Here is a 26,474-nt window from a genome sequence, read left to right as displayed (position 1 = left end):
GCCGGCTCGCTGCCGGTCGCGCCGCGCGTCAGCCGCCGAGGGCCTCGGTCAGCAGCGCGATCAGGGCGTCGAGCTGCACGTCGGTCGACGCCGCGAGCTCGCTGTCGTCGCCGTCGAGTGCCCGGGCGGCGAGCCCCGCCTTGCTGTCGATCAGCTCGGCGATCTTGGTGTCGATCGTCTGGGCGGCGATGACGCGCCACGCGGTGACCGGCTCCTCTTGGCCGATGCGGTGCACGCGGTCGATGGCCTGCGTCTGCTCGGCGTCCGTCCACGACAGCTCGGCGAGCACGACGTTCGAGGCGACCTGCAGGTTGAGCCCGACGCCGGCCGCGGTCAGCGAGCAGACCACGACGGCGACCTCGGGGTCGTTCACGAAGGCGTCGATCTGGCGCTGGCGCACCGCCGGCGTCTGGTCGCCGCGGATCGACGCGTACTTGATCCCGCGCTTGGCGAAGGTCGCCTCGGCGGTGTCCATGACGTCGATGTGCTTGGCGAAGAAGACGACCTTGCCGACGTTCCGTGCCAGCTGCGCGGTGTAGTCGGCGGCGAGCCCGGCCTTCGCCTGCCCGATGCGGCGCACCATGCTGAAGACGTTCTCGCCCGACGACGACGAGCGGCTGTCTTCGAGCTCCCATCGGGCGACCTGGCGGACGAGGTCGTGGTCGACGCCGTCGACGCGGACGCCGGAGGTGCGGGTCGACAGGGCGGACCGGTACCGCTCGACGAGGCGGCGGGCCAGCTCGCGCTCCGCCTCGCGGATCGAGCGGCCGACCTCGTCGTCGAGCTCGACGGGCAGGTCGGCGACGCGGCGGGCCGGGATGTCGGCGGCGACGTCGACCTTGCGGCGGCGGACGATGCCCATGTCGATGACGATCTCGCGGGCCGACGAGAAGAAGCCGGGGTCGGCCGGGGTGAGACCGGCGTCTTCGAGGCGTTCGAGCAGCTCGGCGTTCGGCTTCTTCTCGCCGATCCAGCCGAGGAACTCCCAGATGGCTCTGAAGTCTTCGATGTCGTTGATCAGCGGCGTGCCGGTGAGGGCCATCAGCAGCGGGTGGGCCGTGCGCTGACGGATGCGCTGCGACAGCTGCATCACGTGGCGGGACCGCTGCGACTCCTTGTTCTTGATGAAGTGGGCCTCGTCGACGATCATGCCCTTGAAGCCGAGCTCGCCGAGCCAGCCGACGTGGCGGTCGAGCACCTCGTAGTTGACGATGACGACGTCGGCGAACGCGTCGAGGTTCTCGCCGTCGCCGTGGATGACGGTGGCGCTGCGCGTCGGGGTCCACAGCTGGACCTCGCGGGCCCAGTTCGTCTTCACGACGTTGGGGACGACGACCAGCAGCGGATAGGCGTCCGCCGCCTGGGCGGCGAGGAGGGCCTGGGCGGTCTTGCCGAGACCCGGCTCGTCGGCGAGCAGGTAGGTGCGGTGACCCTGTCGGGCCGACTCGACGAGCTGCGCCTGGTGCTGCATCAGCGTTGCGCCGGCCGGAGCGTCGACGGTGGTGGGGTCGGGCAGCGGCATGCAGGCGGGCCCGCCGCCGGCGCCGTACTCGAACGACTTGAAGAGGGGGCCGAAGAGCTCCCAGTTGGCGAGTCGCACGGGGTGCGCCTCGCGGGCGACCTCGGCCAGCGAGAAGTCGGGCGGCAGGAACGGGTTGGCCAGCTGACGCGAGATGACCGACTGCGGCACGACCTGACGCTCGGAGGCGACGGGGGCCGGGGCCTTCTCGGTGACGATGACCAGCTCTTCGGGGGCGAGCTCGAGACCGGCCGACATCTGCAGATCGCGCTTCAGCGCCTTCGCGGCCTCGGAGACGACGGCCTCCTCGGCGAGGAGCGCGATCAGCGATGTGTCGCGGGCCGCGGTCTTGGCGAGGATCTGCGCGACGCCGTCGAGGCGCTTCATCTGCTCGGCGCGCTCGGAGTCGCTGATCGCCTTGTCGACCTTGACACGCGCGCGCTCCTCTCGCATGAGCAGCGCGACGACCTGGAACTTGGTGCGCGACGAGGGCTTCACCTGGCCCCGCTGGGCCGCGGCCTCGACCTCGCGCACGGCGCGGGCCAGGACGGGGATCAGCCCGTCGTTGTCGACCTCGCGGCGACGGTTCGAACGGGTGGCGGTGCGTGTTCCGCCCGATTGACGTTGGCCTGGTCGAGCCAAGGCTCCTCCTCGTGGTCGACGCGGGCGTCGACGGTGCTGTGTCGTCGTGGCGACGACGGTGCGAGCAGGTCGGCGCCCGATGCGCGCGACCGTGCCCGCGGTGGGGCTGGACGTGGATGCAGCTGTGGTGTCCGTAGAGAGACGGGTCACCACGCCCCGACGGGACCGACGGGCACGAGCGGACCGGACGAGGGCGGGGCCTCGTGGCGGGCCGGGTCGGTCGACGACGCGGGCGGTGATGCTGCGGTCAGTTTACGCGCACGCGGGCGACCGACGCCACCCGCGCCTCCTCGTGTGTCGCGACGGTCAGTCGCCGGCGTCCGACTCGGCGACCGGCAGCCGCAGAGCCCCGACGGCGGCGGCGATCAGCTGCACGGCCTTGCGGCGACCGGTCTCGGTTCCGAGGGTCGCCTGTCCGCCGGCGTGGGCGAGCAGCTGCGAGGCGACGGCCGGCGCCAGGCGCTCGGCCCACTGCGGCACGCGGTCGCTCCAGACACGGGCGACCTCGTCGGCCAGGCGCTCGCAGGCGCGTGCCTCGGGGTCGTCGCCGTTGCCGCGGTGCCACTGGCCGGTGACGACGAGATGCGCGACGAGGGCCGCCGCGTCGCGGGCCGGGTGACCCACCCCGGCCGTGTCGATGTCGAGCACGCCGGTGACGCGCCACGGCTCGGCCGGGTCGACGAAGAGCTGCTCGAGATGGAGGTCGCCGTGGATGACGGTCAGCGGGTCGCCGACCCAGCTCGCGCGGCGCCGGTCGATCTCGGCGTAGACCGCGTCGATCTCGGCGGCCCGCCGCGGCAGCTGCCCGAGCAGCGTGGCGCGGTGCCAGCCGCCGTGGTCGAGCGCGTCGGACTGCGCGGGCGCCACCACCGGCACGGTGGACGTCAGGCGCCCGATCTCGACGAGCTGGTCGACGAAGCGCGGGTCGTCGGCGAGGGCGAGCACATGCCGCCCCGCCGGCTCGCCGGGCACCCGCTCGAGCACGAGCAGCCCGTCGGCGCGTGAGGCGAGCACGGCCGGCACCGGGACGCCGCTGCTGCGGAACGCCGTGTGCAGGTCGACGATCGGGGCCACGCGATCGGGGCGGATCACCTTGAGGAACAGCGTCGCCTCGGCGGAGTCGAGCCGGATGACGGCGCGCTTGCCCGGTCGGTACGCCGCGACCGTCAGCGTCGGCGACGTCACGACGATGCCGAGGGCGGCGAGCGACTCGACCACGCGGTCGGGGAACGTGACGCCGGCGAGCGCGGGCAGCATCGGGTCGGCCGGGTAGGCCCAGACGGCGAGGGGCCGCCCGGTGCCGGGGTCGGTGGCGATCACCGACGAGCCGTCGGCGGCGCGGGCGTCGGTGTCGATGAAGGTCAGCACGGTGGCCGTCGCACCGAGGGCGTCGACGGTGTCGACCTCGTAGCCGTAGAGGAACCCGGCGCCGGAGGGCTCGACGGAGTGCGGTCGGAACGAGACGACGGTCACACCGGAGTTCGCGAACGCTGCAGGGAGGATCTCAGCCGAGTTGGGCCACACCCCGTCAGTGAACCAGCCCGCGCGACGGGCACCGTGCGCGCAGGGCCGCGGGGTGACCGAATCGTGATGGACCGCTCACGGCGATCGGTAGTCTGGGCCCGTGCCGTCCCGTCGCGTGAGACCCCTGCCGAGGGGGTTGCCGCGCATGGGAGTGGCGTCGCGCATCCGCCAGTCGAAGCGGACGCCCCTGCTGCAGGTCGTCAAGACCTCGGCGGCGGTCATCGCCGCCTGGTTCGTCTCGGTGGCCCTGCTGCAGCAGCCGCTGCCGATCTTCGCCGCCATCGCCGCGCTGCTCGTGGTGCTGCCGAGCGTCAACCAGTCGTTCGTCCGCGGTCTCGAACGGAGCGTGGGCGTCATCGCGGGGGTGCTGATCGCCTTCGCCGCCGGTCTCGTCTTCGGCGACGCGACCTGGATCGTGCTCGTGATCGTCGTCGTCAGCCTGCTGGTCGCGTGGGCGTTCCGGCTCACGCCGAGCTCGGCGAACCAGGTGCCGATCTCGGCCATGCTCGTGCTCGCCATCGGCGCGCAGACCCCCGACTACGCGCTCGACCGGGTGCTCGAGACGATCATCGGCGCGGCGATCGCCCTCGCGGTGAACGCCCTGATCGTGCCGCCGGTGCTGCTCGCGCCCGCGCATCTCGCGGTGGGCCGTCTCGCCCGCGACATCGCGTCGGTGCTCGACGAGACCGCCGCCGTGCTCTCCGAGCCGGTCGACGCGGCGCGGCTGCGGGCGGGACTCGACGACGCCCGTGCGCTGCGCGCAGCCCAGGCCCGCGCCTCCTCGGCGGTCACGGCCGGTGTCGAGAGTCTGCAGCTGAACCCCCGGGCCAGCCGCAACCGCTCGGTGCTCGAGGCCGACGGGGCGCTGCTCGACCGCCTGACCGTGCTGGTGAACCGCGTGGTCGGCATGGTCCGCTCGGTGCACGACAACTACGACCCGGGGCTGGCGGACGACCCCGTGGTGCAGAGCATCGCCGAAGACCTCCGTCGTGCGGCGCACGACGTCCGCATCCTGGCCCGGACCACCGAGGAGGCGCGCCCGGCCGACACGGGCCGGCCCGCCTCGTCGACGCCGTCGCCCGACGACACCCCGGCACTGACCTCGCCGGTGCAGGTGCTCCGCCCCGACCCCGACAACTGGGTGCTGGTCGGGTCGCTGCTCGAGGACCTCCGCCGTGTTCGCGAGGAGATCATCGGCTGACCGGCCCCGCGCCTCCTCCGGGCCCGCCCTGCACCGCTCGGATGAGGAGCGCCTGGCAGCGCGCGTTCCCGAGCGGGCGGAAGTGCCCGTCGACCGGGAACTCGAGATTGGTCGCACCGGGCAGCACGCTGCCCTCGGTGACGTGCGCGTCGAACCGCGACGCCATCGAGGTGATCCGCGCGTTCGCGTCGACCTGGTCGGCCAGGCGGAGGAGGGCCGCGTCGCGCGGCGAGAACGCCCGCAGCGCCGGGTTCGGCAGCACCGTCGACCACCGCGTGCCCGAGAACGGGCTGTTGACCGTCACCATGCGGGCGATGCGCCGGTCGACGTCGGTCGAGACCATCATGGTCTTGCCGATGAGACCGCCCTTGCTGTGTCCGAGCACGATGACGTCGCGGAGGTCGTGCGCATCGAGCACCGCCTGGGCCGCCTCGGCGGTCGTCGCGATCGGGCGCCGGTTGTGGCGCATCCCCGGCACGACCACCACCGGATGCCCCAGGGCGTTCAGCCGATCGGCGATCGGCCGGAGGAACCGCCACGTCTCGTAGACGCCCGGCAGCAGCAGCACGGGGGCGCGATCGCCCTCGCGGTAGGCCCGGGGGACGGATCGCTTCGACGGCGGGTCGAGATGGACCCGCCAGACGAAGGCGTAGTCGAGCACGAGGCACCGGACGAACCGGCGGAGACCGACCCGGCGTCGCCCCGGCCGTTCGCGGGAGGGGGCGTTCGTCATGACCTCAGGCTAGGCGCGGCGGTGGGTCCGTGCCTCAGAGCTGGCCGAGCAGTTCGCTCTCGGAGCAGGCGAGGCTCTCGACGATCTCGACCGACATGGCCAGGGCGGCGTCCCATTTGCTGCAGATGCTCGCCCACGGCGGCGGGAAGAGCGCGGCGTCGTGCAGCAGCTGCAGCGCGAAGTCGCCGTGCCCGGCCCGGGCGGCAGCGCTCGCGGCGTCGGGCAGCGACCCGACGATGCTCCGCACGACCAGCACGCGGTGGTCCCACTCCATCAGCTCGATGTCGTCGAAGGCGCCCCAGGCGCTCTCGATCTCGCGCCGCAGTCGGACGATCTCCGTCGACTCCGCGGCCGTGACCGTCGTCCTCGCAACCATGCGCCCCCCTCAAGGCCTGACCGACCCGACTCCGCGGGCCCATCGATGTCGTCCGATGCCGACGGGTATCGACTCGTCCGCTATCGAGAAACTATCACCCGCGCACGCAGCAGGGAACCGGTTCCCTCGCCGCCCCTCCCCCCAGAACTGGGAGCACGCCGCCCATCACCCCCGGGGTCGTCCCCCGCAATCTGAGAGGACCCGGCCCCGGGGGTCTATCGTCCACGACGCACCCACCGGTGCGACGCACCCGCCGGTGCACAGACTCCGAAACGAACCCACGACGAACGGGAGACATCATGTTCCAGGGATCCGACACACTCCGCGACAACATGCAGAAGGTCCTCGTGGACCTCATCGAGCTGCACCTCCAGGGCAAGCAGGCCCACTGGAACCTCCTCGGCTCGAACTTCCGCGACCTCCACCTGCAGCTCGACGAGATCGTCGACGCAGCCCGCGAGTTCTCCGACGAGGTCGCCGAGCGCATGCGCGCCGTGTACCTCATCCCCGACGGCCGCTCGGCCATCGTCACGAAGAACACCAGCCTCGAGGAGTTCCCCGCCGGGCCCGTCGAGACCACCGCCGTCGTCGATCTCATCGTCGACCGCATGTACGCCGTCACCGAGACGATGCGCACCGTGCACGACGACGTCGACGACGAGGACCCGACGACGGCCGACGTGCTGCACGGCATCCTCGAGCGCCTCGAGCAGCTCGCGTGGATGACCGGCGCCGAGAACCGTCACCCCGAGAAGGACGCCCGCTCGCCCAAGACCCGCGATCGTGACGAGTCGGCCGCGGCCGAGGGTCTCGACCGCGTCGGCGCCATCGCCAACTGACCCGACCACCCCCTGACGGCACCGTCCTGGACCGCGCGACCCGCGCCTCCTGGGCGGTGCCGTCTCTCGTCCAGAGGATCGACACCATGAGCACGAGCTACGACCACGTCATCGTCGGCGGCGGCATGACCGCAGACGCCGCGGCGAAGGCCATCCACGAGACCACCCCCGAGGCGACGATCCTGATCGTCAGCGCCGACGTCGACGCCCCCTACACCCGACCCGCGCTGTCGAAGAAGCTCTGGATCGACCCCGACTACACCCCCGCCGACAACGACCTCGGCACCGTCGAGGCGTCGGGCGCCGAGCTGCGCCTGGGCACCATGGTCGAGTCGATCGACCGCGAGGCCCGCACCGTCACGACGAGCGACGGCGACACGGTCGGCTACGGCCGTCTGCTGCTGGCCACCGGCGGCAGTCCGACCGCGCTCGACCTGCCCGACGACGACCGCGTCGTGTACTTCCGCACCGCCGCCGACTACCGGAGGCTGCGCGAGCTCTCGGGCGACGGACGCCACGTCGCCGTGGTCGGCGGCAGCTACATCGGCACCGAGATCGCCGCCGCCCTCGCGCGGAACGACACGCGGGTCACCCTCGTGTTCCCCGACGACGTGCTCGGCGGGTCGATCTTCCCGGCTCCGATCGCGGCGACCTTCGAGAAGGCGTTCGAGGAGGCGCGGGTCGAGCTGGCCCGCGGTCGTCGCGTCGAGAGCGGCACGGCCGACGACGCCGGGGTGCACCTCGTGCTCGACGACGGGTCGACCCTCGACGCGGACGCCGTGGTGGTCGGACTGGGCATCTCGCCCGACGACTCGCTCGCGGCCGACGCCGGTCTCGACACCGACGACGGCGTCGTGGTCGACGAGAGGCTCCGGACCTCGGACCCCAACGTGTTCGCAGCCGGCGACGTCGCGGACTACCCCGACGCGATCCTCGGTCGGCGCCGTGTGGAGCACGTCGACAACGCGAAGTCGCAGGGCGCCGCGGTCGGCCGCATCATGGCCGGTTCGGACGAGGTCTACGACCACACGCCGTACTACTACTCGAAGGTGTTCGACATCTCGTACGAGGCCGTCGGCACCCTCGACGCCTCACTCGAGACGGTGCTCGACGACAAGGGCGAGGGTCGCGCCGTGGCCTACTACCTCGGTGACGACGGCGTCGAGGGCGTGCTGCTCTGGAACGTCGAGGGCGCTCGGGACGCCGCCCGCGAGGTCGTGCGCGAGTGCACGCCCGGCGACGTCGAGCTGGCCGGCCGCATCTGACGGTCGCGCACCCGGCAGGCGGGCGGCCCGGTCGACACGGGCCGTCCGCCTCCTGACGGGCCGTCCGCCCGTCCGGGTGGGCCGTCAGCTCAGCCGGGCGAGCCGTCAGCTCAGCCGAACAGGAAGCTCTCGCGACCGCGGCGGTCGAGCTCGACGGTGAAGAGACCGCCGCTCAGCGGAGCACGGGCCAGCTCGTCGTCGCTCATGTTCTCGCGGGCCGAGCCGACGAGGAGCGTCGACATGTCGGGACCGCCGATGGCGATGCCGGTCAGCTGCGGCGCCGGGAACTCGATGCGGTCGATGAGATCGCCGTCCTGGTCGAGGTGGACCACGACGCCCTCGCCGTAGATCGCGCCCCAGAACTCGCCCCGCTCGTCGCGCACGAGACCGTCGTGCATGCCGCCGCTCGTGAACGGCACGACCTCGGCCAGGTCGCCCTCGGGGCCCCACTGGGCCTGGAAGATGGTCTTCACGCCGGTGTCGGTGAACCACATGGTGCGGCCGTCGTCGTTCCATTCGAGCCCGTTGAAGGTCGTGAAGCCGCCGCGGAGGCGCGTCACGGCCTCGTCGGGGCCGATCCGGTACATCAGGCCGTCGGGGGCCTCGTCGGTGACGTCCATCGCACCGACGACGAAGGCGCCGAACGGGTCGCACTTGCCCTCGTTGAAGCGGATGCCGTCGTGCCGGTGCGGCAGGTGCGCGATCTCGTGCAGGTCTCCGCCGTCGTCGTCGGTCGTGACGATCCGGTCGCCGAGCGCCATGATCAGTCCGCCGCCCCGGCGACGCTGGAAGCTCGCGAGGGGCGCGGGCAGCTGCGTCGTGCGGTCGCGCGTCCCGTCGGCGCTCGTGCGGTGCAGCACGCCGGGCGTGATGTCGCACCAGATCCACTCCGCGGCGTCGGCGTCCCAGACGGGGCTCTCGACGAGCACCGCCTTCGCGTCGAGGAGGAGGCGGGGCTCGGTCGTCGTTCCGGTGGGGAGGGCCATCCCTCCGGTCTATCAGGCGACCGCCGACCGCGGCGCCTTCTGTCCCCCACAGGGCCGCCCGATCACCCCCCGGCTCACAGATGGCTGCGAGGTCGAGCACGAGGAGGCGCGCCGGGCCACCGTAGACGACGTGACCGATCTCCTGGACAGACCCGACGACACCGCCGCCACCACCGACCCCGGAGCCGCGCGCGCCGCCGGCGAGTGGCACCGACCCGAGCCCCGAGAAGACGGCTACATCGCCCTGCGGTCGTACGGGGCGATCGGCGACGGCCGGACAGTCGCCCTCGTGGCCCGAGACGGGCAGATCGACTGGCTCCCGATGCCCGAGCTGAACTCCGACCCCGTGTTCTCGGGCATCGTCGACGCCGGGAAGGGCGGTCGCATCGAGCTGCGGCCGGTCGACGACGACTTCGAGGTGCAGCGCCGGTACGTCGCGAACACCAACGTCCTCGTGACCCGCTTCCGCACCTCCACGGGCGTCGTCGAGGTGACCGACGCCCTGGTCACCGGCATCGCGGGTCGACTCCCCTGGGCCGAGCTCGCCCGACGGATCGACGGGGTCGAGGGCTCGGTCGACATGCGCTGGGCCGTCGTGCCCGGCAACACGTTCGGCACGCATCCGATCCGACGGTTCGACACGCTGCACGGGCCCGTCCTCCGAGCGGCCGACATCAACATCGCCCTGGTCGGCTTCGGCCACGGCCGCATCGACTCGACCGAGCCGGGCGACGGCGAGACGCACGGGGGCCCGCACCGCTTCTGGGGCGAGTTCACGACGGAGCCGGGGTCGCGCTCGCTCCTGTGCCTCTGCGGCGTCGAGGACGAACCCCTGCACCTGCCCGATCCGCACGTCGTCGACCAGGGGATCGACCGCACCATCGGCAACTGGCAGACCTGGTCCGACGAGTTCAACTGGGACGGCCCCTGGGCCGAGCAGGTCCAGCGCAGCGCCCTCGCCCTGAAGCTCCTCATCTACAGCCCCTCCGGCGCGATCGCTGCGGCGGCGACCGCCGCGCTGCCCGAGAACTTCACCGGCGACAAGAACTGGGACTACCGGTTCGCGTGGGTGCGCGATCTCGCTTACACGGTGAACGCCCTCGTCCGATTCGGCCTCCGCGAGGAGACCCAGGCGGCCGTGTCGTGGATGCTCTCGGCTCTCAAGGCCAACGGCCGCACGATGCACATCTTCCTCAACCTCGACGGCACCGTGCCCGACGGCACGCACGAGACCGGATCCGAGGGCTGGCGCGGCATCGGACCGGTCTACAAGGGCAACCCGGCCGGTGAGCAGCTGCAGCTCGGCACCTTCGCCGACATCCTGTCGATCATGAGCCAGTACGCCGACGACGGGAACATCCTCGACGTCTCGACCGGCGACCTCCTCGCGAGCTTCGCCGACGACGCCTGCCGTCGCTGGCAGGAGAAGGACTCCGGCATGTGGGAGCTCCCCGACGAGCAGCACTACGTCAGCAGCAAGATGGGCTGCTGGCAGGCGATCGACTCGGCGCTGCGGCTGACCGAGATCGGTCAGATGCACCCCGACCCGGACGACCTCGAGCACTGGAAGAAGAACCGCGACCTCATCGTCGAGTGGATCGACGCGCACGGCTGGTCGGAGGAGCTCGGGGCGTACGTGATGTACCCGGGCAGCGACAAGCTCGACGCCTCGGTGCTGCTGCACGCCCCCAGCGGCTTCGACCGCGGCGAGCGCATGTCGAGCACCATCGACGCCATCCGCCGCGAGCTCGGGGCGGGGCCGCTGGTGTTCCGCTACAGCGACGTCCACGAGGAGGAAGGCACCTTCGTGGCCTGCGCCTTCTGGATGGCGAGCGCCCTCGCCTGCGTCGGCCGACAGGAGGAGGCGGTGGCCCTGATGGACGAGCTCGTCGACCAGACCAACGACCTCGGTCTCATGACCGAGATGATCAGCGCCGACGACGGCCAGTTCCTCGGCAACATGCCGCAGGGGCTCAGCCACCTCGCGCTGGTCAACGCCGCCATCACCATCCACGAGCTGAGCACCGACGCGACCGACGACCAGAAGGAGGCCCCATGAGCAGCCCCGCACCCGCCCCCGTCCCGACAGCCGCCGAAGACGACCTCGCTCTCGTCGACGCGTGGTGGCGGGCCGCCAACTACCTCACCGTGGGGCAGATCTACCTGATGGAGAACGCGCAGCTCACGCGGCCGATCGCGCGCGACGACATCAAGCCGCGCCTCCTCGGTCACTGGGGCACGTCTCCGGCGCTGAGCTTCGTCTACGCGCACCTGAACCGCGTCATCCGCCGGGACGACCGCGATCTGCTCTACGTCTGCGGCCCGGGGCACGGCGGGCCGGCCATGGTGGCGAACACGTACCTCGAGGGCACGTACTCCGAGCTGTTCCCCGAGATCACGCCCGACGCGCGGGGGCTGCAGCGGCTCTTCAAGCAGTTCTCGTTCCCGGGCGGCATCCCGTCGCACGCGGCGCCCGAGACGCCCGGTTCGATCAACGAGGGCGGCGAGCTCGGCTACTCGCTGAGTCACGCGTACGGCGCCGTGCTCGACGACCCCGATCTCGTGGCCGTCTGCGTGATCGGCGACGGCGAGGCCGAGACGGGGCCGCTGGCCACCAGCTGGCATGCGAACAAGCTGCTCGACGCCCGCCACGACGGCGCCGTGCTGCCGATCCTGAACCTCAACGGCTACAAGATCGCCAACCCGACGGTGCTCTCGCGCATCCCCGAGAGCGAGCTGCTCGAGCTGATGCGCGGTTACGGTCACGACCCGATCGTCGTCGCGGGCGGCTTCGACGGCGAGGATCCGATGCGGGTGCACGAACGGATGGCGGCGGCCCTCGACCGGGCCTTCGCCCGCATCGACGAGCTGCAGCAGGAGGCGCGCACCGGCGACGGCGGCGAGCGCCCCCGCTGGCCGATGATCGTGCTCAAGACCCCGAAGGGCTGGACGGGGCCCGCGATGGTCGACGGAGAGCGCATCGAGGGCACCTGGCGCGCCCACCAGGTGCCGCTGAGCGGGGTCCGCGAGAACGACGAGCACCGTGAGCAGCTCGACGCGTGGATGCGCTCGTACCGACCGGACGAGCTCTTCGACGACGACGGGCGCCCCGTCGCCTGGCTCGGCGATCTCCGGCCCGAGGGCGAGAAGCGGATGAGCGCGATCCCGGTCTCGAACGGCGGGCTGGTGCGTCGCGATCTCACCCTGACCGACTACCGCCGGCACGCCGTCGAGACGTCGGACGACCGCCGGACGCAGGCCGAGGCCACGCGCGTGCTCGGCCGGTGGCTGGCCGAGATCGTGCGAGACAACCCCTCGACGTTCCGGCTGTTCGGGCCCGACGAGACCGTGTCGAACCGACTCGACCCGGTGTTCGACGTGACCGACCGGGTCTGGTCGGCCGACGTCTGGCCCGACGACGAGCACGTCGCCCGCAGCGGGCGGGTGATGGAGGTGCTGAGCGAGCACCTCCTGCAGGGGCTCATGGAGGGCTATCTGCTGACCGGGCGGCACGGGCTGCTGAACACCTACGAGGCGTTCGTGCACATCGTCGACTCGATGTTCAACCAGCACGCCAAGTGGCTCGAGAGCGCCGACGAGATCGACTGGCGCGCCCCCATCTCGTCGTTCACCTACCTGCTGTCGTCGCACGTCTGGCGGCAGGATCACAATGGGTTCTCGCACCAGGACCCGGGGTTCCTCGACGTGGTGGTCAACAAGCAGGCGCACCTCGTGCGCATCTACCTGGCACCCGACGCGAACACCCTGCTGGCCGTCGCCGACCACGCCTTCCGCACCACGGACACCGTCAACGTCATCGTGGCGGGCAAGCAGGAGTCACCCGCGTGGCTGTCGCTCGCCGAGGCGGAGGAGCACGTGCGCCGCGGCGTCGGCATCTGGGAGTGGGCCGGCACCGAGGGCGCCCCCGTCGACGGCGTCGACCCCGACGTCGTGCTGGCCTGCGCCGGCGACGTGCCGACCCTCGAGACCGTCGCCGCCGCCGATCTGCTGCGTCAGGTGCTGCCGTCGCTGCGCACCCGCGTGGTCAACGTCGTCGACCTCATGCGTCTGCAGGACGTCCGCGAGCACTCGCACGGGTTGACGAGCGACGACTTCGACGCGCTCTTCACGACCTCGAAGCCGGTCGTCTTCGACTTCCACGGCTACCCGTCGCTCGTGCACCAGCTGACCTACCGGCGCACGAACCACGACGAGCTGCACGTGCGGGGTTTCCAGGAGAAGGGCACCACGACCACGCCCTTCGACATGGCCATGCTCAACGACATCGACCGGTACCGGCTGGTGCTCGACGTGCTGCACCGCGTGCCGGGGCTGGCCGACGAGCACCCCGAGCTGGTGGCCGACTTCGAGTCGCGCCGCGAGGCCGCCCGGGCGTACGCGTACGAGCACGGCGAGGACCACCCCGACGTGACCGGTTGGCAGTTCGGCGCCTGAGGCGTGAGACAAGCCGCCGCGCCGGGCGTACGGTCGGGCGCATGACGCCGAAGGACGAGACTCCCCCGCAGCTGAAGAACCCCGACATGTACGAGGCGCTCCGCGACGAGGGGGCGTCGAAGGAGAAGGCTGCGCGCATCTCGAACGCCGCCGCCCAGAAGGGCGACAGCGAGAAGAAGGTGGCCGCCAGGGGCGGGAAGTCCGGTTCGTACGACGACTGGACGGTGGAGGAGCTCAGGGGACGCGCGAAGGAACTGGGCGTGACCGGCTACTCCGACCTGAAGAAGGCCGACCTGATCGAGGCGCTCCGCGAACACTGACCGTCGCGGTCAGCCGGCCTTCTTCTTCGGGGCCGCCTTCTTCGCAGGCGACTTCTTCGCGGACTCCTTCTTCGCGGACTCCTTCTTCGCCGCGGGCTTCGATGTCGACGACGAGGCGGCCGGCTTCTCGGCAGCGGCGGACTTCTTCGCGGGCTTGCGATGTCCGCCCGACCGGTTCTTCTCGACCGACTGGCGCAGCGCCTCCATCAGGTCGATGACCTCGCCACCCTCGTCGTCGTCCTCCGGCTTCTCGCCGAAGGTGGCGTCGGTGTCGAGCGACTCGCCCTCCTCCAGCTTCGCGTCGATCAGCTGGCGCAGCTCCTCCTGGTAGTCGTCGCTGAAGTCCGCCGGCTCGAAGTCGTCGCTCAGCGAGTCCACGAGCGACGACGACATGTCGAGCTCCTTGTCGGTGATCCGGGTCTGCTTCTCGAGCGCCGGGAACCGCGCCTCCCGCACCTCGTCGTCCCAGAGCAGCGTCTGCAGCATCAGCACGTCGCCGCGGACGCGCAGGGCCGCGAGCCGGGTCTTCTGCCGCAGCGAGAAGTGGACGATGGCCGTGCGGTCGGTCTCCTCGAGGGTCCGGCGCAGCAGCACGTAGGCCTTCGGCGACGTGCCGTCCGGCTCGAGGAAGTAGCTGCGGTCGAGCATGATCGGGTCGAGCTGATCGCTGGGCACGAACTCGAGCACGTCGATCTCGCGCGACTTCTCCTCCGGCAGCGACTTCAGGTCGTCGCCGGTGATGACCACGGTGCGGTCGCCGTCGTCATACGCCTTGTCGATGTGCTCGTAGTCGACGACCTTGCCGCAGATCTCGCACTTCCGCTGGTACCGGATCCGTCCGCCGTCGGCGTCGTGCACCTGGTGCAGAGAGACGTCGTGGTCCTCCGTGGCGCTGTACAGCTTGACGGGCACGTTCACGAGCCCGAACGTGATCGCGCCCTTCCAGATCGATCGCATGCCCGTCATCTTTCTCCGCATGGCCTCCGAATGCCCGTCTGCGGGGTACACCCCGTGAGCGCAGGAGGCGCGGTGCGAGCACCGTGGACGGCATGAGCCAATACGACAAGAAGAACCCGGTCGACCTCTACCCCGCGCCGCCGTTCCCGAAGCAGGAGCAGTCGCTGCCGGGCGAGGCCTGGAAGATGGACCCGAAGCCCGACCACGGCGAGACCAGCTACGTCGGCAAGGAGCGCCTCACCGGCTTCCGCGGCATCGTCACCGGCGGCGACTCGGGCATCGGTCGCGCCGCCGCGATCGCGCTCAGCCGCGAGGGCGCCGACCTCGTGCTCAGCTACCTGCCCAGCGAGCAGGAGGACGCCGAGGAGGTGCGCGACCTGCTCGAGGGCGAGGGCCGCCGCGCCGTGCTCGTGCCCGGCGACATCTCGGACGAGCAGTACTGCCGCGACCTCGTGCAGACCGCCGTCGACGAGCTCGGTGGGCTCGACACCCTGGTCATGGTGGCCGGCCGGATGAAGAGCAACGACGACATCCTCACGCTCACCACCGAGGACATCGACTCGACCATCAAGACCAACGTCTACTCGCTGTTCTGGCTGACCCAGGCGGCCATCCCCCACCTCGAGCCCGGCTCGTCGATCGTGACGACCGGCTCGGTGCAGGGCACGCAGCCGAGCCCCGACAAGATCGACTACGCGCTGACGAAGGGCGCCATCGGCGTCTTCACCGCCGGTCTCGCCCAGCAGCTGGCGCCCAAGGGCATCCGCGTCAACCAGGTCTCCCCCGGCCCGGTCTGGACCCCCCTGCAGCCCGGCTCCGACGACGCCGAGACGGTGTCGGAGTTCGGCGGCCAGGCGCCGTTCGGCCGCCCCGGCCAGCCGGCCGAGCTCGCCGCCGCCTACGTGCACCTGGTCAGCCCCGAGTCGAGCTACACCTCGGGCGCGACCATCACGATCGCCGGAGCGATGCCGGCGGTCTGACACCGCGCCTCCTCGGCTCCGTCGTTCCACCGCGGCCCGTCCTCCCGCTCGCGCGGGGTGGCGGGCCGCGGTCGATGGGGCGGGTTCGCGTCGTCGGCGGCGGGGCGGCGCCGACCCGCCGCCGATGACACGGACCCGATGCAGCCGGGTAGAACGAGAACCACACGACACGAGGAGGCGCGCGATGGCGGGCAAGGGACGCGGCGAGACCGTCGAGGTCGGCGGGCACCGGTTGCAGCTGACGAACCTCGACAAGGTGCTCTACCCCGACGCCGGCACGACCAAGGCCGACGTGCTCGGCTACTACGCCGCCGTCGCGGAGTGGATGCTGCCTCACGTCGAGGGTCGACCGGCCACCCGCAAGCGCTGGGTCAACGGCGTCGACGGCGAGGTGTTCTTCGAGAAGAACCTGCCCGACTCCGCGCCCGACTGGGTCGCCCGGCACACCATCGAGCACAAGGACCACGCCAACGTCTACCCGATGGTGAACGACGTGGCGACGCTCACCTGGCTGGCGCAGGTCGCCGCGCTCGAGGTGCACGTGCCGCAATGGCGGTTCGGCCCGAAGGGGGCGCAGCGGAACCCCGACCGGCTGGTGCTCGACCTCGACCCGGGCGAAGGCGTCGGCCTCGCCGAGTGCGTCGCCGTGGCGAAGCTGCTGCGGCCCATCGTCGAGGGCATGGGACTCGAGCTGATGCCCGTGACCAGCGGCAGCAAGGGCGTGCACCTCTACGCCCGGCTCGACGGGAAGCAGACCAGCGCCCAGGTCGGCGAGGTGGCCCACGAGCTGGCCCGCGCGATGGAGGCCGATCACCCCGACCTCGTGCTGAGCACGATGGGCAAGGCCGACCGCCGGGGCAAGGTGCTGCTCGACTGGTCGCAGAACAACGGCAATAAGACGACGGTCGCTCCGTACTCGCTCCGTGGGCGGACGCGGCCGACCGTCGCGATGCCGCGCACCTGGCGCGAGCTCGCCTCGAAGTCGCTGGTGCAGCTCGAGTACACCGACGTGCTCTCGCGGCTCAAGCGGCGTGGCGACCCCCTGGCCGACGTGTCGGCGCACGTGCCGGTGCCGTCGGGCGAGCTGGGCGAGGACTTCCGCAACACCGAGGCTCCCGACCACGACCCGTCCGAGAAGACCCGCGACCGCCTCGAGGTCTACCGCTCGAAGCGCGACGCGTCCAAGACCGCCGAGCCCGTGCCCGCCGAGGCCCCGGCCTCGACCGACGGCACGAGCTTCGTCATCCAGGAGCACCACGCCAGCTCGCTGCACTGGGACTTCCGCCTCGAGCACGACGGCGTGCTGGTCAGCTGGGCCCTGCCGAAGGGCGAGCCCGACGACCCGGGCACGAACCACCTCGCCGTCCAGACCGAGGACCACCCGCTCGAGTACGGCACCTTCGAGGGCACCATCGCGAAAGGCGAGTACGGCGCGGGCGAGGTCACGATCTGGGACTCGGGCGAGTACGACCTCGAGAAGTGGCGGGAGGGGAAGGAGGTCATCGTCGTGCTGCACGGCGAGCAGCGCGGCACCCGACGCGTCGCTCTGATCCACACGGGCCACGGCGGTGGGCGGGCCGAGTCGAACTGGCTGATCCACCGCATGAAGGACGACGCCGACGGGAGCGGGAAGAGCGGCGGCAACGGTAAGAGCGGCAGCCGCAGCGGCAGCGGCAAGAGCAACGGCAACGGTAAGAGCGGCAGCCGCAGCGGCAGCGGCGAGAGCAGCGGCGGCGACTCGCGCGTCGGCAACTCCTCACGGGTGTCGCGTTCGCGCGGCGACTCCCCCGGGAAGTCGGGCCGCGCCTCCTCGGCTCGCGACGGGAAGCAGGAGTTACCCGCACCCGAACCCGCAACCGCACCCGCAACCGCACCCGACCCGGTCGCACCGATGCTCGCCACGACGGGCGACGCTCACGACCTGGCCGACGGCGACTGGGCGTTCGAGATGAAGTGGGACGGCATCCGCGCCGTCGCGATCGTGCACGACGGAGCCGTCACGTTCACCAGCCGAAACGGCAACGACCTCACCCCCGCCTACCCCGAGCTGCAGGAGCTCGCCGAGCGGGTCGACAGCGAGGGAGGCGCGGTCCTCGACGGCGAGATCGTGGCAGTCGACGAGAAGGGGCGCCCCGACTTCGGCCTGCTGCAGCGCCGCATGGGGCTGAGCCGCCCGCGCGACATCGCCCGGGTCGCCGCAGACGCGCCCGTCCGGTACCTGCTCTTCGACGTGATGCGGGCCGAGGGCCGGTCGCTCGTGCGAGACCCGTACGACGATCGGCGCGAGGTGCTGACGCGCATCGTCGACTCGGGCGGCGCGATCGACGTGCCCCCGGCGTTCGACGGCGATCAGGAGGCGGCGGTCGCGACGTCGAAGCGGCTCCGACTCGAGGGGGTGGTCGCCAAGCGCCGCGACGCCGCGTACAGCGTCGGGCGGCGGTCCAGGGCCTGGATCAAGATGAAGCACCACCAGACGCAGGAGGTCGTGATCGCCGGGTGGCGGCCCGGTGCCGGGCGTCGGGCCGACGGGGTCGGCTCGCTGCTGATGGGGGTCCCCGGCGACGAGGGGCTGATGTACGTCGGGCGCGTCGGCACCGGCTTCACCGACCGCGAGCTCGACGAGCTGCTGCCGTCGTTGCGCGCGGCGGAGCGCAAGACCAGCCCGCTGGTCGGCGTGCCGGCGGCCGACGCGCGCGACGCCCACTGGGTGACGCCGTCGCGGGTCGGCGAGGTGTCGATCGCCGAGTGGACCTCGACCGGGCGGCTGCGTCAGCCCGCGTGGCGCGGCTGGCGGCCGGACAAGTCGCCGGAGGACGTCGTCCGCGAGGGGTGAGTGGCGCGGCGTGCGGTCTGCGCGACCCGGCCCGCGCCTCCCGCCGCCGCCACACCGCCACACCGCCACACCGCCACGAACTCGACATCCCGCCACCGAATCGCGTGGCGGCATGTCGAGTTCGTGGCGGCGTACGGTGACGGCGGGGTATCACTCGTGGTCCTCCGGGTGTTGAGTGCAGCATGAGCACACCTCCCCCGGCCCCGAGCGACGACGCCGCGACCCTGCGCGGCCGGCGCGTCGTCCTCGTCGTGGCGGTGCTGGCGTCGTTCGTGGCGTTCCTCGACGGCTCGATCGTGACGGTGGCGCTGCCCGCCATCGCGCGAGAGCTCGCGGGCTCGGGCACCGGGGCCACCGCCGGCGCCGACCTCGCCCTGCAGCAGTGGGTGGTCGACGCCTATCTGCTGGCCCTCGGCTCGCTGATGCTCGTGGCCGGCTCGCTCAGCGACACCTTCGGCCGCGTGCGGGTGCTGCGGGCCGGTCTGATCGCGTTCGCCGTCACGAGCGTGCTCGCCGCCCTCGCGCCCGACCCCGGTCTGCTGATCGCCGCGCGCGCTCTGCAGGGCGTGGCGGCGGCGCTGCTCGTGCCGAGCAGTCTCGCGCTGATCACGTCGACGTTCAGCGGCCCGGCACAGGGCCGGGCCATCGGCAGCTGGACGGCCTGGACGGGCGTCGCGTTCCTGATCGGCCCGCTGACCGGCGGGGCCCTCGTCGACACGATCGGCTGGCGCTGGGTGTTCGCCGTCGTGGTCGTGCCCGTCGTGCTGACCCTGCTGCTGATGACGCGCCTCCCCGGCGATGCGCACCGCGGCTCGGTCGCTGCTCCGCCGCGCGTGGACGCGATCGGCGCCGTGCTCGCCGCGGTCGGTCTCGCCGGCCCGGTCTTCGCGCTGATCGAGGGGCAGCGGGTCGGCTTCGGCGCCTGGTTCGTCGTCGTGCCGCTGGCCGTCGGCCTCGCCGCGCTGGTCGCCTTCGTCTGGTGGGAGCGCCGCGCCCCCGCCCCGATGATGCCGCTCTCGCTCTTCCGCACCCGCGCCTTCACGGTCGGCAACCTGGCCACCGTCGGCGTCTACTCCGCCCTGAACCTCGGCACGCTGACCATCCCGCTCGTCGTGCAGGAGCTCGCGGGGCTCTCGGCCACGCTCGCCGGGCTGGTGACGCTGCCCACCACGATCGTGTCGCTGCTGTTCTCGACCCTGTTCGGCACCCTCGCCGCCCGGCACGGCCCGCGCCCGTTCATGACCGTCGGGCCCCTGATCACGGCGGCGGGGTTCCTCTGGATGCTGCTCGTCCGCGAGCCGATCGACGTCTGGTGGCAGATCGTGCCGGGCGTCGTCCTGTTCGGATTCGGTCTCGCGGTGACGGTCGCGCCGCTCACCTCGACGGTGCTGTCGCAGATCCCGGCCGCGCAGTCGGGGATCGCCTCCGCCGTGAACAACGCGATCTCGCGGGTCTCCGGGCTGGTCGCGGTCGCGTTCCTGGGCGTCATCGCCGGAGGCGCGCTGACGGTCGACGGGTTCCATCGCGTCGTCGTCGTGGTCGCCCTGCTGCTCGGGGCGAGCGCGGTCGTCTCGTTCGTCGGTCTGCGGGGCGGGGCCCGCACCTCCTGAGGTCCGACCGGTCGACGGACGAGCCGCCCCGCGCCCGGCAGGAGGCGCGGTGTCAGACCCCGAAGCGGCGCCAGGAGGCGTCCTGCTGGGCCAGGCGACGGAGCGCGAGCAGCAGCGGCTCGACGAGCACCGTGCCGAGCACGACGTACTGCACGGCGGCGTCGACCGAGTCGACCGGGATGCCGGCGATCTCGGCCTCGGCGACCGTCGCCATGGCCTCGGCGTAGCCGTCCAGCCGGCCGTCGGGCAGATCGAAGCCGGCCGCCTCCAGCCCGGAGATCGCGACCTCGAGGGCCGCGAGGACGTCGTGCGAGCCGGGGTCGATCGTCCACCCCCAGCCGTCGACGAGGGCACGGGCGCGACCGACGTCGAGCCCGTCGACGGCGGTCGGGGTCACCGCCCCCTGGGCGACTCCGAGCATCTCGGCGACCGAGTCGTGCTCGGCGTCGAGCTGCTCGAGCACGCTGCGCGCCGTCGCGACGCTGAGGCCGCCGACGCCCACGAGGGCCCGGACGAGCCGGATGCGGCGCACGTGGTCGTCGCCGTACTGCGCCTGGGTGGCGCTCGTGCGCTCGCCCTCGGGCAGCAGACCCTCGCGCAGGTAGTACTTGATCGTGGCGACCGGCACCCCGGTCGTCTCGGCCAGCTGGGAGATGCGCACGGTTCCCCTTGACATTGGATAGCGGGACTCTCCATTATTGGAGAGCCGCACTATCCATCTAAGGAGAGACCATGACGAGAGTCAAGCCCAAGCCGAGCCGCACGACGCACGAGCACGACGGCGAGCTCGTGGTGTTCCTGATCGGCATGACCGTCAACCGCTGGTGGCGACCCGACCGCTGGCTGCCCGTCTTCGGCGCCATGACGCCGATGCTCACGGAGCTCATGCGCGACCCCGACAGCGGCCTCGCCGGCTTCCGCGTCACGATCGGCCGCGGCGGTCCGGTGCTCGTCCAGTACTGGACGTCGCTCGAGAAGCTCTACGCCTACGCGAGCTCGCCCGATCAGGCGCACCGCCCGGCCTGGACGGCCTTCAACCGTCGCGCCCGCTCGGCCCCGGGCGCCGTCGGCATCTGGCACGAGACGTTCGTGGTCGACCGCGCCGAGAGCATGTACGTCGACAGCACCGTGTCGGGTCTCGCGCAGGCGACGCGTTCGGTCCCGGTCGGTCCGCGCAGCGACACGGCACGGGCCCGCGCGGCGAGCGGTCGTACGCCGGGGTCGACGGGCCCGGCCCGCGCCTCCTGACGTGTCCCCCGACGGGGCCGCCGTCGGCGATCCGCGCAGGGGCCCGCGCGTAGCGTGACGGACGTGCCGCACTACGCCATCATCGCCCCGATCGACGCCCTCGTCGTCGGAGACCGCCACACCGTCGGGCGCCTGCCGCTGCACGCCACCGTCGTGCCGCCGTTCACCGCCCTGTCGGGGCGCCACGCGGTCGAGGAGGCCGTCGCTGGCGTCGCCGCGGGCACCCAGCCCATCCCCACGGCGATCGGCGCCACGGCCCGGTTCGGGCGCGACAGCGACACGCCCGTCGCCCTGGTCGAGCCCGAGCTGCTGACCGCGCTGCACACCAGCCTGCTCGCCGCGCTCGAGTCGATCGGCTGGGCCGCGGACGACCCCGATCGGAACGGCGCGGGGTATCGACCGCACGTCACGGCGACCCGGCAGGCGGCGTTGTCGGTCGGCGCCGTGCTCATCCTCGATCACCTCGCGGTCATCGATCTCGACCGCGACCAGGCCACGGTCGTCTCGGTGGCGGCCCTGGCCGGCGCGCCCGCCTGACCCGGAGCACTCGCCTGACCCGTCGGATCCGTCCGACCCGCCTGGTCCCGGCGAGGTCGGCCCCGCTCGGCCCCGCTCAGGCGCGCGTCAGACCCAGCAGCCGGATGACGTCGTCGACCTCTTCGGCGGGTGCGCGCCCTGCGTCGACGACCACGTGCCGCTCGTCGGCCTGCGGCGGCTCGAGCGTGGCGACCTGCGAGTCGAGCAGAGCGCTCGGCATGAAGTGCCCCTCGCGCGACGCCATGCGGTCGCCGAGCATCTCGCGGGTGCCCCGGAGGTAGACGAAGACGACGTTGTGCTCGCGCAGCACGTCGCGGTACTTGCGCTTCAGCGCCGAGCAGGTGATGACGCCCGGCACGCCCGCCATGGCGTGCTCGATGATCCACGACGACACCGTGTCGAGCCAGGGGGCCCGGTCGTCGTCGTCGAGGGGCGTGCCCGCGGCCATCTTGGCGACGTTCTCGTCGGGGTGCAGGTCGTCGCCCTCGTAGAAGTCCCAGCCGAGCTGCTCGGCCAGCATCGCGGCGAGGGTCGACTTGCCCGAGCCGGAGACGCCCATCACGACCAGCACGGGATCGGTGGCGTACGGCCCCGAGGAGGCGCGACCCGCGTTCTCGACGACGGCCATCAGACGACCCCGCCTGCCGACACGGGCGTCTCGCTGCTCGGAGTGGTGGGGGCGGCGGGTGCCGCAGCGCTGGGGGTCATGCTGTCGCGTCCTTTCGAGGACGCGTCGTCGCGACCTCGTCGTCAGGGGGATGGTGCGGGTTCGAACGGGCGGGGCCTCGCGCCGGCCACCCGTCGATCTGGCAGTCTTGAGGCGCGAGTCGATCTGATCGATGCTGATAAATCAGATTTATGGAGTCTGCCACAGGGCGACCCACCCGGCAAGGCGCCCTCGCCCCGATCCCAGGAGCTGACGATGACGCCCGGACTCCAGTCATCCCGTGAGCGCGGTCTGCACGCTCAGGTGGTCGACGTCCTCGGTCAGGAGATCGTCGACGGTCGACTCGGTCCGGGGTCCATCGTGAACCTCGACGAGCTCGCCGTCCGATTCTCGGTCTCCCGCTCGGTGCTGCGCGAGTCGCTCCGGGTGCTGCAGTCGCTCGGCATGGTCGAGCCGCGCCAGCGGGTCGGCACCCAGGTGCTCCCCCGCGCCTCGTGGGATCTGATGAGCCCGCAGATCATCGTGTGGCGCGGCCGCGGGCCCGAGTACCACACGCAGATGCGCGAGCTGCTCGAGCTGCGACTCGGCCTCGAACCGGTGGCCGCCCGCCTCAGCGCGGGGCGGCTCGACCCCCTGCAGGCGGCGCTCGTCCGCCAGGCGGCCAGCGCGATGGTCGAAGCCGGCGTCGAGGGCGACGGGCGGAAGTACCTCGAGGCCGACATCGCGTTCCATTCGGCGATCCTGCACGGCTCGGGCAACGCCGTCATCGGCCACTTCGCCACGACGGTCGAAGCGCTGCTGCGTACCCGCACCGAGGAGCGACGCTTCACCATCACCGAGTACACCCCCGCCAGCGCCGCCCGGCACCACGCCCTGGCGGACGCCCTCGCCGACGGCGACGCCGACGGGGCCTTCGCCGCCGCGCAGGCGCTGATCACGGCCACCGTGGCCGAGTTCGACGACGAGCGCGAAGCGGCCCCTGGCCTCTGAGACGACGCGCCGGAGGGGTCAGTCGATCACCTGCACGTCGGTGAAGGCGCCCTCCTCGACCAGCTGCGCCGCGCCTCCTGCGGGGGCGATGCTCCACAGCCCGGGGGTGGCACCGCTGGCGAGCCCGACGAAGAGGACCCCGTCGGCGTCGGCCGCGATGCTGCCGGGTCGCGTCTGGCTCTGCAGGGCGAGACCGGTGGCGGGCACCACCGTGCGGACGCCGCTCGGCGAGGTGACGGCGACGTCCTTCGTGGCGAGGTCGGCCGTGCACGGCGGGCGATTCGCGCCCTGCGGCAAGCAGAACGTCGTCGCCTGCAGCGAGTAGAACGAGCCGTTCAGACCGTAACCGCCCGCGGCGTAGATGGTGCGGTCGGTGAGCGACGGGCTGCCGCCCGAGGTGCCGGAGCCGTCGTCCGTCGACCAGAACTGGAGACCCACGGCGCCGCCGCTGTTGGCCTCGAAGTAGTTCGTGCGACCGGCGCCGGCGACGAGGTCGGCGAGACGGGTGGTGCCCTGCGAGAAGGTGCTCTCGACCGGGGCGCCGCCGCCGGCCGGGTAGGTGCGCAGCACGCTGGTGTACAGCACGACGACGTCGCCGTTCGCCCGCACGGTCAGCTGCAGGGGCGCCGAGGGGAACGACTCGGCGACCGTGCGGCGGGTGCCGTCGACGCCGAACTCGACGAGCGCGCCCGAGGCGGTGAGCAGGTACGCGACGCCCTTCGGCGACACATGCAGCTCGTCGGAACCCGCCAGCCCGGTGGCCAGGGTGACCGGGGCCGCCCGGGTGGAGGGGTACCGGACGAGAGTGCCGGCCGTCGAGTCGAGCACCGTGACGTCGCCGTTCGCGGCCACGTCGTAGCCGCCGGGTGCGGCCGGCGCCGCAGCGACGTCGAGGGGCGACGAGTCGACGGTCGGGAACACCACGATGCGTCCGTTCGTCACGGCGAAGACGGCGGTCCCCTCGTCCACGGGGGTGACGGGCGCGGTCGCGGGCGTGAACGACACCGCGGCGGCGACGCTCGAGACCGACGCGTTCCGCGCCCTGACCTCGAGACGCGCGCGGCTGCCGGGGGTCAGCCCGGTGATGCGAGCGGTCCGCACCGTCGGGCCGACCCGGATCGTCCGTCCGACGGCATGCCCGCCGACCGAGACGAGGGTGACCGAGTAGCCCGCGAGGGCCGGCGAGCCGGACGACGCCGGGGCCTTCCAGCCCACGTCGACGGAGGTCGCCCCGACCGCGGTGGCCGTGACCGACCGCGGGGCGGAGGGGGCCCTGACGACGGCCTTCTTCTTCGGGCCGGTCGCGGTCTTCGGGCCGGTCGCGGTCTTCGGGCCGGTCGCGGTCTTCGCCGCGGTCGCGGTCTTCGGGCCGGTCGAGCCCTTCGTGCTGCTGGTGCTGCTCGTGCTGCTGGTGCTGTTCGTGCCCGAGGGGGCTGCGACGGCCGGGGCCGCCACCCCCAGAGACAGGATCGCTGCCACGGCGACGATGCCGGCGAATCGGTTCATGGGGGTGTTCTCCTGACGGGTGGCGGGTTCGGGTTCCGCCAGAGGCGACGATATCGCCCGCGGAGCCGATCCCCCAAGAAGGGGACCGGGTGACTCCCGCCCACCCGCGGATGACTCTCGGCCGGCCCGACACGTCCCGTTCACCCCGTGGACGCCTCGGCAGGGCAGCATGCCCGCATGATCGCGATGAGCGCCCGTGTGACGCCGACCACCGGCAGCGACTCCGTGCGCCTGCTCGAGCGCAGCCTCCGCAGCCACTACGAGAGCCTCCCGATCGCCGCGCACCAGTACCTCGTGCGCTTCTCCGACGGCCCCGTGCTCGTGACCGACGAGGTCGGCTCGCTGCGGCTCGACGTCGTCGTGGCCGACGAGCGATCGGCGCGTCACTTCGAGGACTCCCTCCGCTCCGAGCTCGCCATCCGCACGCTCGACGACTCGCTCGCCGTCAGCTGGTCCCGCGACGCGCACGCACCGCTGCCCCTCCGCTGAGCCCGTCGCGGCGTCGTCGCCCGGCGCGCCTTGACCCCGCCGAGGAGGCGCGGGTCAGCCCTCCGCCGCGGCGATCAGCTTCGACATGGTCCGGTGCAGCACCACCAGCTCGTCGCGCTCGACCCCGAGGCGCTCCATCATCCGCGCCGGGATCGACTCGGCCTCGGCCCGGAGGGCGGCACCGGCGGGGGTGAGTGCGATGGCGAGCGTGCGCTCGTCCGCCGACCCGCGCCTCCTCGTCACGAGCCCCTGCGCCTCGAGCCGCTTGACCAGCGGCGAGAGCGTGCCGGGGTCGAGACGCAGCGCCGTCGCCAGGTCTTTGAGGGCGAGCGCGGGGCCCTGCCAGAGGGCGAGCATCACGAGGTACTGGGGGTGCGTCAGCCCGAGCGGCTCGAGCACCGGGCGGTAGGCGGCGACGACGCTGCGGGACGCGACGGAGAGCGCGAAGCAGATCTGACTCTCGAGGGCGAGCGGGTCGACCTCCGGACGCTGGGCCGCGGGCGAGCCGGTCGGCACCGCCTGAGCGATGGGCGTGGTCACCGCTCGGCCTGCGGTGCCGGGCAGTGCAGCATCGTCCGCACACCGGAGCGGTCGACGACGTGCTCGTCCATCGGGTGGCCGCAGAGCGGGCAGGCTCCCCCGTGGACGGGCGGCACGAGGGGCGCCTCGTTCTTGAGCCCGAGCTGCGCCCCGCCGATGTACGGACGCAGACGCCGGTTGAGCCCCTCGATCAGGTCGCCGAAGCGGCTGCCGTGCTCGTAGCTGCGGGGTTCGCGGTCATCTCGTCTCGGGCTCAC

The 26,474-nt window shown here is 72.2% G+C and carries 24 protein-coding genes; 13 read left to right on the top strand and 11 right to left on the bottom strand.

All coding sequences use genetic code 11. The features are described 5' to 3' along the window. Nucleotides 1–28: 28 nt before the first annotated feature. Together SOM11_RS10800 and SOM11_RS10795 are read right to left on the bottom strand one after the other, a co-directional pair. On the bottom strand, nucleotides 29–2,161 hold the full coding sequence (locus SOM11_RS10800) for a DEAD/DEAH box helicase (RefSeq protein WP_192060073.1): 2,133 nt from the start codon (nucleotides 2,159–2,161) through the stop codon (nucleotides 29–31). 306 nt (nucleotides 2,162–2,467) lie between these two features. Next, complete coding sequence (locus SOM11_RS10795) at nucleotides 2,468–3,685, bottom strand: aminoglycoside phosphotransferase family protein (RefSeq protein ID WP_320477999.1); 1,218 nt, start codon at nucleotides 3,683–3,685, stop codon at nucleotides 2,468–2,470. Nucleotides 3,686–3,830: 145 nt separating this feature from the next. Between SOM11_RS10795 and SOM11_RS10790 the strand changes: the two genes are divergently transcribed. Continuing rightward, nucleotides 3,831–4,886 (top strand): FUSC family protein, encoded by a 1,056-nt coding sequence (locus SOM11_RS10790; protein ID WP_320477998.1) that lies wholly within the window; start codon nucleotides 3,831–3,833, stop codon nucleotides 4,884–4,886. On the opposite strand, the gene SOM11_RS10785 is transcribed toward SOM11_RS10790, so the two are convergent. Together SOM11_RS10785 and SOM11_RS10780 are read right to left on the bottom strand one after the other, a co-directional pair. Beyond that, entirely contained in the window at nucleotides 4,876–5,619 is a 744-nt protein-coding gene (locus SOM11_RS10785) for an esterase/lipase family protein (RefSeq protein ID WP_192060069.1), read from the bottom strand. The genes SOM11_RS10790 and SOM11_RS10785 overlap by 11 nt on opposite strands. A 34-nt stretch (nucleotides 5,620–5,653) precedes the next feature. Beyond that, the gene (locus tag SOM11_RS10780) at nucleotides 5,654–5,995 is read right to left on the bottom strand and encodes a hypothetical protein (RefSeq protein ID WP_192060067.1); all 342 of its coding nucleotides are present in this window, start codon (nucleotides 5,993–5,995) and stop codon (nucleotides 5,654–5,656) included. A gap of 299 nt (nucleotides 5,996–6,294) precedes the next feature. On the opposite strand from SOM11_RS10780, the gene SOM11_RS10775 reads away from it, so the two are divergent. Both SOM11_RS10775 and SOM11_RS10770 read left to right on the top strand, forming a co-directional pair. Next, nucleotides 6,295–6,834 carry a Dps family protein gene (locus tag SOM11_RS10775; RefSeq protein ID WP_192060065.1) on the top strand — a complete coding sequence of 180 codons (540 nt, stop codon included), beginning with the start codon at nucleotides 6,295–6,297 and terminating at the stop codon, nucleotides 6,832–6,834. An 86-nt stretch (nucleotides 6,835–6,920) separates the two neighbouring features. Next, entirely contained in the window at nucleotides 6,921–8,099 is a 1,179-nt protein-coding gene (locus SOM11_RS10770) for an FAD/NAD(P)-binding oxidoreductase (protein WP_320477997.1), read from the top strand. Between the two features lie 110 nt (nucleotides 8,100–8,209). Here SOM11_RS10770 and SOM11_RS10765 read toward each other — a convergent pair whose 3' ends face one another. Next, a complete protein-coding gene (locus SOM11_RS10765; RefSeq protein WP_320477996.1) occupies nucleotides 8,210–9,085 on the bottom strand; it encodes an SMP-30/gluconolactonase/LRE family protein in 876 nt (291 codons plus the stop codon). Nucleotides 9,086–9,323: 238 nt separating this feature from the next. On the opposite strand from SOM11_RS10765, the gene SOM11_RS10760 reads away from it, so the two are divergent. Genes SOM11_RS10760 through SOM11_RS10750 form a run of 3 tightly spaced genes read left to right on the top strand, consistent with a single transcriptional unit; the run spans nucleotide 9,324 to nucleotide 13,860 of the window. Then, nucleotides 9,324–11,144 carry a glycoside hydrolase family 15 protein gene (locus SOM11_RS10760; RefSeq protein ID WP_320478054.1) on the top strand — a complete coding sequence of 607 codons (1,821 nt, stop codon included), beginning with the start codon at nucleotides 9,324–9,326 and terminating at the stop codon, nucleotides 11,142–11,144. Next, nucleotides 11,141–13,540: a phosphoketolase family protein gene (locus SOM11_RS10755; protein ID WP_320477995.1), complete on the top strand. Its 2,400-nt coding sequence runs from the start codon at nucleotides 11,141–11,143 to the stop codon at nucleotides 13,538–13,540. Before SOM11_RS10760 ends, SOM11_RS10755 begins: the two co-directional genes overlap by 4 nt. A 41-nt stretch (nucleotides 13,541–13,581) precedes the next feature. Then, the gene (locus SOM11_RS10750) at nucleotides 13,582–13,860 is read left to right on the top strand and encodes a DUF7218 family protein (RefSeq protein WP_192060057.1); all 279 of its coding nucleotides are present in this window, start codon (nucleotides 13,582–13,584) and stop codon (nucleotides 13,858–13,860) included. Nucleotides 13,861–13,869: 9 nt separating this feature from the next. On the opposite strand, the gene SOM11_RS10745 is transcribed toward SOM11_RS10750, so the two are convergent. Beyond that, nucleotides 13,870–14,817 (bottom strand): Ku protein, encoded by a 948-nt coding sequence (locus tag SOM11_RS10745; protein WP_320477994.1) that lies wholly within the window; start codon nucleotides 14,815–14,817, stop codon nucleotides 13,870–13,872. A gap of 92 nt (nucleotides 14,818–14,909) precedes the next feature. Here SOM11_RS10745 and SOM11_RS10740 point away from each other — a divergent pair, with 92 nt between their 5' ends. The 3 genes from SOM11_RS10740 to SOM11_RS10730 all read left to right on the top strand — a co-directional run bounded on the left by SOM11_RS10740 (nucleotide 14,910) and on the right by SOM11_RS10730 (nucleotide 20,240). Beyond that, nucleotides 14,910–15,797 (top strand): SDR family oxidoreductase, encoded by an 888-nt coding sequence (locus SOM11_RS10740; RefSeq protein WP_192060053.1) that lies wholly within the window; start codon nucleotides 14,910–14,912, stop codon nucleotides 15,795–15,797. A gap of 184 nt (nucleotides 15,798–15,981) precedes the next feature. Continuing rightward, nucleotides 15,982–18,630 (top strand): ATP-dependent DNA ligase, encoded by a 2,649-nt coding sequence (locus SOM11_RS10735; protein WP_320477993.1) that lies wholly within the window; start codon nucleotides 15,982–15,984, stop codon nucleotides 18,628–18,630. Nucleotides 18,631–18,812: 182 nt separating this feature from the next. After that, on the top strand, nucleotides 18,813–20,240 hold the full coding sequence (locus tag SOM11_RS10730) for an MFS transporter (protein ID WP_320477992.1): 1,428 nt from the start codon (nucleotides 18,813–18,815) through the stop codon (nucleotides 20,238–20,240). 52 nt (nucleotides 20,241–20,292) lie between these two features. On the opposite strand, the gene SOM11_RS10725 is transcribed toward SOM11_RS10730, so the two are convergent. Beyond that, nucleotides 20,293–20,901, bottom strand: a complete 609-nt coding sequence (locus SOM11_RS10725) for a MerR family transcriptional regulator (RefSeq protein ID WP_320477991.1) — start codon at nucleotides 20,899–20,901, stop codon at nucleotides 20,293–20,295. 71 nt (nucleotides 20,902–20,972) lie between these two features. Between SOM11_RS10725 and SOM11_RS10720 the strand changes: the two genes are divergently transcribed. After that, entirely contained in the window at nucleotides 20,973–21,488 is a 516-nt protein-coding gene (locus SOM11_RS10720) for a DUF4188 domain-containing protein (RefSeq protein WP_243215169.1), read from the top strand. Nucleotides 21,489–21,551: 63 nt separating this feature from the next. Continuing rightward, on the top strand, nucleotides 21,552–22,025 hold the full coding sequence (locus SOM11_RS10715) for a 2'-5' RNA ligase family protein (RefSeq protein WP_192060043.1): 474 nt from the start codon (nucleotides 21,552–21,554) through the stop codon (nucleotides 22,023–22,025). Between the two features lie 76 nt (nucleotides 22,026–22,101). Here SOM11_RS10715 and SOM11_RS10710 read toward each other — a convergent pair whose 3' ends face one another. Further along, complete coding sequence (locus tag SOM11_RS10710) at nucleotides 22,102–22,653, bottom strand: gluconokinase (RefSeq protein WP_192060041.1); 552 nt, start codon at nucleotides 22,651–22,653, stop codon at nucleotides 22,102–22,104. Between the two features lie 294 nt (nucleotides 22,654–22,947). Between SOM11_RS10710 and SOM11_RS10705 the strand changes: the two genes are divergently transcribed. Continuing rightward, entirely contained in the window at nucleotides 22,948–23,682 is a 735-nt protein-coding gene (locus tag SOM11_RS10705) for a FadR/GntR family transcriptional regulator (protein WP_192060039.1), read from the top strand. Nucleotides 23,683–23,700: 18 nt separating this feature from the next. On the opposite strand, the gene SOM11_RS10700 is transcribed toward SOM11_RS10705, so the two are convergent. Beyond that, the gene (locus SOM11_RS10700) at nucleotides 23,701–25,188 is read right to left on the bottom strand and encodes a fibronectin type III domain-containing protein (protein ID WP_320477990.1); all 1,488 of its coding nucleotides are present in this window, start codon (nucleotides 25,186–25,188) and stop codon (nucleotides 23,701–23,703) included. 177 nt (nucleotides 25,189–25,365) lie between these two features. On the opposite strand from SOM11_RS10700, the gene SOM11_RS10695 reads away from it, so the two are divergent. Continuing rightward, the gene (locus tag SOM11_RS10695; protein WP_192060035.1) at nucleotides 25,366–25,677 is read left to right on the top strand and encodes a hypothetical protein; all 312 of its coding nucleotides are present in this window, start codon (nucleotides 25,366–25,368) and stop codon (nucleotides 25,675–25,677) included. Nucleotides 25,678–25,731: 54 nt separating this feature from the next. Here SOM11_RS10695 and SOM11_RS10690 read toward each other — a convergent pair whose 3' ends face one another. Together SOM11_RS10690 and SOM11_RS10685 are read right to left on the bottom strand one after the other, a co-directional pair. Further along, a complete protein-coding gene (locus SOM11_RS10690; RefSeq protein WP_414655461.1) occupies nucleotides 25,732–26,217 on the bottom strand; it encodes a MarR family winged helix-turn-helix transcriptional regulator in 486 nt (161 codons plus the stop codon). Then, a complete protein-coding gene (locus SOM11_RS10685) occupies nucleotides 26,214–26,474 on the bottom strand; it encodes a hypothetical protein (RefSeq protein WP_192060033.1) in 261 nt (86 codons plus the stop codon). Before SOM11_RS10685 ends, SOM11_RS10690 begins: the two co-directional genes overlap by 4 nt.

This window comes from Frigoribacterium sp. CFBP9029, assembly GCF_034045305.1.
Classification (GTDB): domain Bacteria; phylum Actinomycetota; class Actinomycetes; order Actinomycetales; family Microbacteriaceae; genus Frigoribacterium.
This window is presented reverse-complemented; position numbering and strand designations above follow the sequence as displayed.

Bases quoted from the DNA above. Each gene is read 5' to 3' on its own strand.
- SOM11_RS10790 (WP_320477998.1), top strand. From the start codon at position 3,831: ATGGGAGTGGCGTCGCGCATCCGCCAGTCGAAGCGGACGCCCCTGCTG.
- SOM11_RS10785 (WP_192060069.1), bottom strand. From the start codon at position 5,619: ATGACGAACGCCCCCTCCCGCGAACGGCCGGGGCGACGCCGGGTCGGT.
- SOM11_RS10780 (WP_192060067.1), bottom strand. From the start codon at position 5,995: ATGGTTGCGAGGACGACGGTCACGGCCGCGGAGTCGACGGAGATCGTC.
- SOM11_RS10775 (WP_192060065.1), top strand. From the start codon at position 6,295: ATGTTCCAGGGATCCGACACACTCCGCGACAACATGCAGAAGGTCCTC.
- SOM11_RS10770 (WP_320477997.1), top strand. From the start codon at position 6,921: ATGAGCACGAGCTACGACCACGTCATCGTCGGCGGCGGCATGACCGCA.
- SOM11_RS10765 (WP_320477996.1), bottom strand. From the start codon at position 9,085: ATGGCCCTCCCCACCGGAACGACGACCGAGCCCCGCCTCCTCCTCGAC.
- SOM11_RS10755 (WP_320477995.1), top strand. From the start codon at position 11,141: ATGAGCAGCCCCGCACCCGCCCCCGTCCCGACAGCCGCCGAAGACGAC.
- SOM11_RS10750 (WP_192060057.1), top strand. From the start codon at position 13,582: ATGACGCCGAAGGACGAGACTCCCCCGCAGCTGAAGAACCCCGACATG.
- SOM11_RS10745 (WP_320477994.1), bottom strand. From the start codon at position 14,817: ATGCGATCGATCTGGAAGGGCGCGATCACGTTCGGGCTCGTGAACGTG.
- SOM11_RS10740 (WP_192060053.1), top strand. From the start codon at position 14,910: ATGAGCCAATACGACAAGAAGAACCCGGTCGACCTCTACCCCGCGCCG.
- SOM11_RS10735 (WP_320477993.1), top strand. From the start codon at position 15,982: ATGGCGGGCAAGGGACGCGGCGAGACCGTCGAGGTCGGCGGGCACCGG.
- SOM11_RS10730 (WP_320477992.1), top strand. From the start codon at position 18,813: ATGAGCACACCTCCCCCGGCCCCGAGCGACGACGCCGCGACCCTGCGC.
- SOM11_RS10720 (WP_243215169.1), top strand. From the start codon at position 20,973: ATGACGAGAGTCAAGCCCAAGCCGAGCCGCACGACGCACGAGCACGAC.
- SOM11_RS10710 (WP_192060041.1), bottom strand. From the start codon at position 22,653: ATGGCCGTCGTCGAGAACGCGGGTCGCGCCTCCTCGGGGCCGTACGCC.
- SOM11_RS10705 (WP_192060039.1), top strand. From the start codon at position 22,948: ATGACGCCCGGACTCCAGTCATCCCGTGAGCGCGGTCTGCACGCTCAG.
- SOM11_RS10700 (WP_320477990.1), bottom strand. From the start codon at position 25,188: ATGAACCGATTCGCCGGCATCGTCGCCGTGGCAGCGATCCTGTCTCTG.
- SOM11_RS10695 (WP_192060035.1), top strand. From the start codon at position 25,366: ATGATCGCGATGAGCGCCCGTGTGACGCCGACCACCGGCAGCGACTCC.